The sequence below is a fragment of the Bartonella sp. PS17NMGDW genome (assembly GCF_042193555.1).
GTDB lineage: Bacteria > Pseudomonadota > Alphaproteobacteria > Rhizobiales > Rhizobiaceae > Bartonella > Bartonella grahamii.
In genome coordinates, this window is sequence record NZ_JBHILY010000033.1 from 1 (window position 1) to 5,855 (window position 5,855).

Genomic DNA, 5,855 nt, shown 5'->3' on the forward strand with positions numbered 1-5,855 from the left:
GTTCATTTTTGAAGGTATTTTATTTATAGAAAACAATATTTTATCATATAATTTCTGATGTGATAATTTATGAATCTTATTGAGAAAGAATGAGAGAAAAGAGAGCTAAAGTTATCCACAGATCATGGGGTTATTCACCCCATATCTTAAGATTGACCCGTGACATAAGCCGCCCATTTATCCATATAAACGCGGCGCTGTTCTAAATAGTCAGTCCGACGATAGGCACGCTCTACTTTACCTCCTACTGTATGACTTAGAATGGTTTCAGCGACCTCATAGGAGGCATCGGTTGTTTCAGCAAGCCAATTGCGTAAACTAGAGCGAAATCCATGGGGGCAGGCATCAATCTTATTCTCTCTCATATACTTTGCCATACAACTATCAGCAAGGGGACCGCGACCGGTAGCAGAAAAAAAGAAATCATTACGAGAGAGCAAGCGCGCTTGTTTTAGAATTTCTAATGCTTCTGTTGATAGAGGCACGCGAAATTCTGTTGTAGCATCACGCCTTCCTTTCATATTCTCAGCAGGAATGGTCCATATATCCTCCTCAACTTGATCTTTATGAATATGACGTAAAGGATTGGTACGAACGCCTGTCAGAATAAGCAAACGCAAAGCCAGTTGTGTTATGGTCGATGCTTCACAGAGTGTTTTATAAAAAGCCGGAACATCTTTCCAATCCATTGCTGGTAAATTTTGTGTTTTATGACGTTGTTTACCTAAGAGCGCGCGTGCTTTTTCTGTTGCTTGTAAATCAACATTCAAACCCAAGGCAGCCGCATGTTTGAGACAAAGATTAAGACGGGTAAGAGCTCTATTAGCTGTTCCAGCTTTTGAATGCCAAATAGGGGCAAGAACATTGCGTATCTCTGTTTGTGTAATCTCAGAAACAGGCAGACAGCCTAATTTAGGGAGAATATGTAGGCGTAAAGGTGCAAACCAATTCCCATCTTTACCATCCCCTTTTAACTCAGATTTCCGACTTTCAAAAGTATCTAAAGCAATATCTTTTAAGTAATGAAGATTGCTTATTGCCTCACGCTTTTGTTTATCGCGTTCTTTAATAGGGTCACGACCCTCATGCAAAACAGAACGCCATTGATTTGCTAATTCACGGGCTTTTTTTAAAGAAACATTTCGCAACGCACCCAAGCCCATTTCGCGGCGCCGACCATGAATGGTATAACGATAAAGCCATTGAGCACCACCATCTTTACGCTTATGGAGAAGCAAGCCGGCACCATCATTATATTTGCCAGCCCCCAATGTTGCGACAGCCCTTGCATTAAGACGATTCATAAGAGGCATTTTTACTCCTTTCTTTCCTCATTTTTACCCACACGCCAGCCCCGCTTGTGGTGTGCAAGCAAGTGATTTTGATTGATTCAAGATAAACAGATTTGAAATGAGAGAATCTTACGTTATTCGGGACTCTCATTCAATATGAATAACGCTAGATTATCATTATAAATCAATACGTTGCCTTGTTGATGTGCTAAATACAATTCCGCTTCACTAGGCGCTCTTCCCAAAAGGCGGCTTAAATGATTGCGATTATCAAGCGTCAACCGCCCCATGGCATCTGCCGCTTGCATGGGGTCAAACCTATCCTGCAAACCATATTGTTTGGCGGTGCTATCGATAAATTGATACAACCCACCCGCAGAAGAGCGGGGATTCCTTGCATTCGGATTGCCTCCACTTTCAACTTGCGCAACACGGTATAAATAACTCTCTGGCAAGCCATAACGCACTGCCGTCTGCCGTATCGCTTGATTAACAGAAGGACTATAACGGGTCATTTCGCATACTCTATTGAAGCACTAGGACCTAACCCTTTTGCTACAGCTCTAGAAACAATCTTCAAGCCTTCATCCGTTATCACACCGGCTTTATGCCACTTCAAAGCACTTTGAATCAATTTGGCAATTTCATTGCGCTCCATTCCTTTAACGCCAAAAGTTGCTAACTTCGCTATTCCGCGCTCTAGCTCTTGTCTTGCTCGTAGCGCCTCTGGTGCATTCGGATGAAAAAATATGTTTCGTGCTAATTTTAAGCCTTGAGCTGGTATATCAGGAATACTATGTGGTACACGAACTCCATTAAAAAAAGAAACCTCAGGAATGCCTTCAAATTTGCTAAAACCCTCTTTTGCTGCATCAGAATAGAATTGCTCCTGATCTACTGCCTTTTTAAAAGTAGAAAACCGTTCCGGTCCTATCATCCTTTTAAGATTCTCAGATGCAAGATTTTGTTTTAAAAGTTTAGAAAATTCATTAATAGGGTCATCATTTTTTCTGAGTAAATCATCTAATGCATCTCTCATGCCCATCTGATAGGTATTATTTTGTTTTGTCCAATTCCCTTTAGAAAGATTTTCCTGAACTGCATCCCTTTCAAAACTCTTTTCAAGCTTTGTTCCAAAAGCTTGTCTACCTTCCTCAAAGCTATCTGCAAAGTTTTTGAATTTTGCCGCACTACCGCGTGCTGCTTTGTACGTAGGAGAGATTTCGTCCATTATTTTTACCAAATTTTGTTTGAGGACTTCGTATCCTAAAACCTTCTGGTTATCACCATGTTTCTTACTTTTTTCGATTAAATCATCAAGAGACTGCTTAGTTTGATCTAATAACTCTATCGTAGGTTTATAGGTTATACTGCTAAATCTTCTATCATAAAACCTTCTAGGATTTATACTGAGAGGGTGTTCCTCTAAAGTATTGACAGCTTCTTTAAGAGCTTTTTGAAACCCTTTATTTTCAAAAAGTTTATTAAGAGCCGGATAATACTCTCGTCCTATCGGCGTTTGCCTTGCTTGTTCATAAAGATGATCATGTGCTTCTTTCCCTTGCTGTTTAAGTGTCCTGCTTAAAGTATCGCTATGCTGGTATGGAACAATTGTCTGCTCCATCATATCATCAAGACGTTGAACAGAACCGCCTAATCTTTTCTCATGCGCTTGTTTCAAAAGATGATAAACATCTTCATTTGTTTTAGACGCATTCCACAAAGTCTGTCGTAGTTTTTCATTAATATCTGTCAAAAATACTTCCTGAGGTTCTGAGCTAAGACGTTCCGTGATCTTTTGGGTTTTATTATCGTAAAGTTGTTTGGCAACTTCTCGCAAAGCCTTATTGGAAACCTCTTTATGAGCAGGATTAAAATAATTCCTTACAAGTGGAGGTGATTTTAAAGCATTTACAAGTAAACCACCTAACTTAGAAACCCCCGCACCTGCTAAACTAGCAGCTGGTGTCAAAACTGCCCCACCAACACCACCAGCTAACGCCGAATTCACCGTATCATTGTAACCTTCTCCAGCACCAGAACCATGTAAAGCTCCAGAGCCTGCCCCAACAAGAGCTCCCCTACCTAAACCTCCTAAAGTCGAACCTGCTCGCAAAAAATTTAAAGCAGGGATCCCCAATGATGCTATTGTTGGTAAAATCGAACCAGCAATATAAGCACCAGAAGACCACCATGGATGTTTCTCTTCCAAAGCTTTTTGGTAAGCACGTTCTTTGGCTACTCTTCTGTTATAAACCTCTTCTGCCTTTTTATCGCCGCTCCAATAATCCCTCACACCTGCTTCACGTACTGCTTTCATTTCGTCAAAATAACCTGCCGTTGCACCAGATGCGCTATGTCTCATAACCGCATCCAACCACGTAAGATCTTTATCATCAAATGAAAAATCATTAGATGTTTCTTGAGTATTAGGAATATCCTCAGCAATACCAATCACTTTATATTTCCTAGCCCACTCAGGGAGACGTGATTTATCATAATCCTTAAGTTCAGGATAATCTGTTTCCTTTTGAACATCTTCAGCAATACCAATAACCTTATACTTTCTAGCCCATTCAGGAAGAAGTGACTTATCATAATTCTTAAGTTCAGACATGAAACATAACCTATTTTCTTATAGTCATTCTTTTACCATCGGCATCAATAACAATAAAATCTGCCCCTTTCGGTAAGGCTTCAATTTCTTCTGCACTTTTTACTACAGGCGCATTTGCACTATGTCCTTGCTGTGGAGCTTTAGAATGCGGCTGTGATGTAACCTTATCAACATTCTCTTGCGTTAATGCAATGCTATTGTTTTCCAGCAAATCCAATACGTCTGATTTCATCTTACCCAAAATCTCATGGATTTTTTTCAACCTAAACAAGAGCTCTTTATGACCCAAGTTGTACTTTATCTCTCCTAAATAGCTCTTTAAGATATCAAGTTCTCTTTCTGTGAGATTCCCAAAACCTGAGGCGCCATTACGCGAATACTGTCTCATCGTTTCTAAACGATCAATACCTATACGATTTTTAATGGAATCAAGCAGTGAACTCATATCACGGTGTTGAGGAACACCCAACTGAGCTTGTATACTAGCCGCATTACCTGTAGCCCATTCACCATTTTCTTCTATATAGTTCATAAAACGTTCAATGTCATGGAGTGTATTATTACTGATAGTTTCTCTATTTTTAAGCTCTATCGTTTCTCGTAGGCGGTCCAATTCTTCTTTAGATCTAGCATCATAACCGCCGTTCGCTTTTTGTAATAGAAAAGCATTCAACGCATCTTTATTCCCAGCCATGAACCGCGCTTCTTCTTCGCTATAGCCTTTGGACTTTAGATACTCGACGGTCTGATTAACCTGCCCTCTTTTTTCTCTTTCCATATCACCACGACGAAGATTCATAGCTGCATTCGCTAAACTTTGTGCTATCGTCCCATCTGATAATGCATAACCAATCCCATAATCCGATAATCTTTGTAAAAACTCAGGACTACGCAAGTGATCCCAAAAACTCTGTTGAGAACCAGTATCTTGGTGAGGAACAATACTCTGTTGTGGCTGTACAGACTTCTGTGGTTCTACAGATGAAATAGGCTCTGGTAATTGAGACTGCTTTGGTTTCAATGATGCCAAATCTGAAGTTTCAATTGCATTAGGCAAAGGTTCCATACCTAAAGGATTTGGTTGTGAACCAAAGGTCGCTACTGGTAAAGAAGGAACTGAAGACGGTACATCTGGTTTTCTGCCTGCCGATCTTAAAGACGAACTTACATCTGGTAAAGGTGAAGTATTTTTAGCTAAACCTAAAGGATTTGATTGTGAACCAAAAGTTGCTATAGGGGAAGAAGGGGTTAAATAAGGTAAATTATTTGCCTGTTGTTTGGCGTCTTCTAGATCGTTGAAACGTATACGTGGTACATATTGGCTCATTACATGCATAGACTTAAGAAGTCTTGATAAAATGTTATCGTTACTATTTTGCATAACTACCTCACTTTTTTCCTGCAAAATTAGCAATACTAGCTAAAATCCCTATAGCGTTCTTCCAAGGGTCGTTGCCTTGCATCATAGAGGCTGTATTATTATTCGTCGTCGTGCCGTAATTGCCTGCAAAACCATGACCGGCGTTCATAAGCATATTCAACCTATTCCAGCCGCTATTGTCTTGTTCCAGCCAACGTTCACGATTGGCATCAACAACTCTCTGATTGTAATTATCAAGCACACCTCCCCCCTGTATGGCATTGGAATAGGCATTGCCATAACCCTGTAAGAAGTTATTTGAGGCTCCCAACTGATTTTGATTGGCTTGGTCTATCAGTGAATTCGCTTGCATCATGCGGTCCGCATCACGATTATACTGGTCTGCTGTAGCACTTGTGGACAAAGCACCAAGTTCATTTGCCAATACACCTGCATGTGCACCGGACCCATAACGACCCGCACCTGCAAAAGAGCTGTTAATCGTATCTCTTACACGGTCTACAAGACATTGATTTATAATGATAATTCACTGTTTTGTATGTTGAATGAGAGTCTCGAATAACGT

General features: G+C 40.3%; 3 protein-coding genes and 2 pseudogenes. All 5 read right to left on the bottom strand.

Going from position 1 to position 5,855, the window contains the following annotated elements; all coding sequences use genetic code 11:
- Positions 1 to 146 precede the first annotated feature (146 nt).
- Complete coding sequence (locus tag ACFIJK_RS08675; protein WP_375627517.1) at positions 147 to 1,313, bottom strand: tyrosine-type recombinase/integrase; 1,167 nt, start codon at positions 1,311 to 1,313, stop codon at positions 147 to 149.
- Positions 1,314 to 1,486: 173 nt separating this feature from the next.
- A pseudogene (locus tag ACFIJK_RS08680) lies at positions 1,487 to 1,807 on the bottom strand (transglycosylase SLT domain-containing protein); the annotation flags it as partial.
- Positions 1,804 to 3,909 (bottom strand): glycine zipper family protein, encoded by a 2,106-nt coding sequence (locus ACFIJK_RS08685; protein WP_375627518.1) that lies wholly within the window; start codon positions 3,907 to 3,909, stop codon positions 1,804 to 1,806. The pseudogene ACFIJK_RS08680 and the gene ACFIJK_RS08685, both read right to left, overlap by 4 nt.
- A 10-nt stretch (positions 3,910 to 3,919) precedes the next feature.
- On the bottom strand, positions 3,920 to 5,290 hold the full coding sequence (locus tag ACFIJK_RS08690; RefSeq protein ID WP_375627519.1) for a hypothetical protein: 1,371 nt from the start codon (positions 5,288 to 5,290) through the stop codon (positions 3,920 to 3,922).
- A 7-nt stretch (positions 5,291 to 5,297) separates the two neighbouring features.
- Positions 5,298 to 5,792 (bottom strand): annotated as a pseudogene (locus ACFIJK_RS08695) (hypothetical protein); the annotation flags it as partial.
- Positions 5,793 to 5,855: the final 63 nt, after the last annotated feature.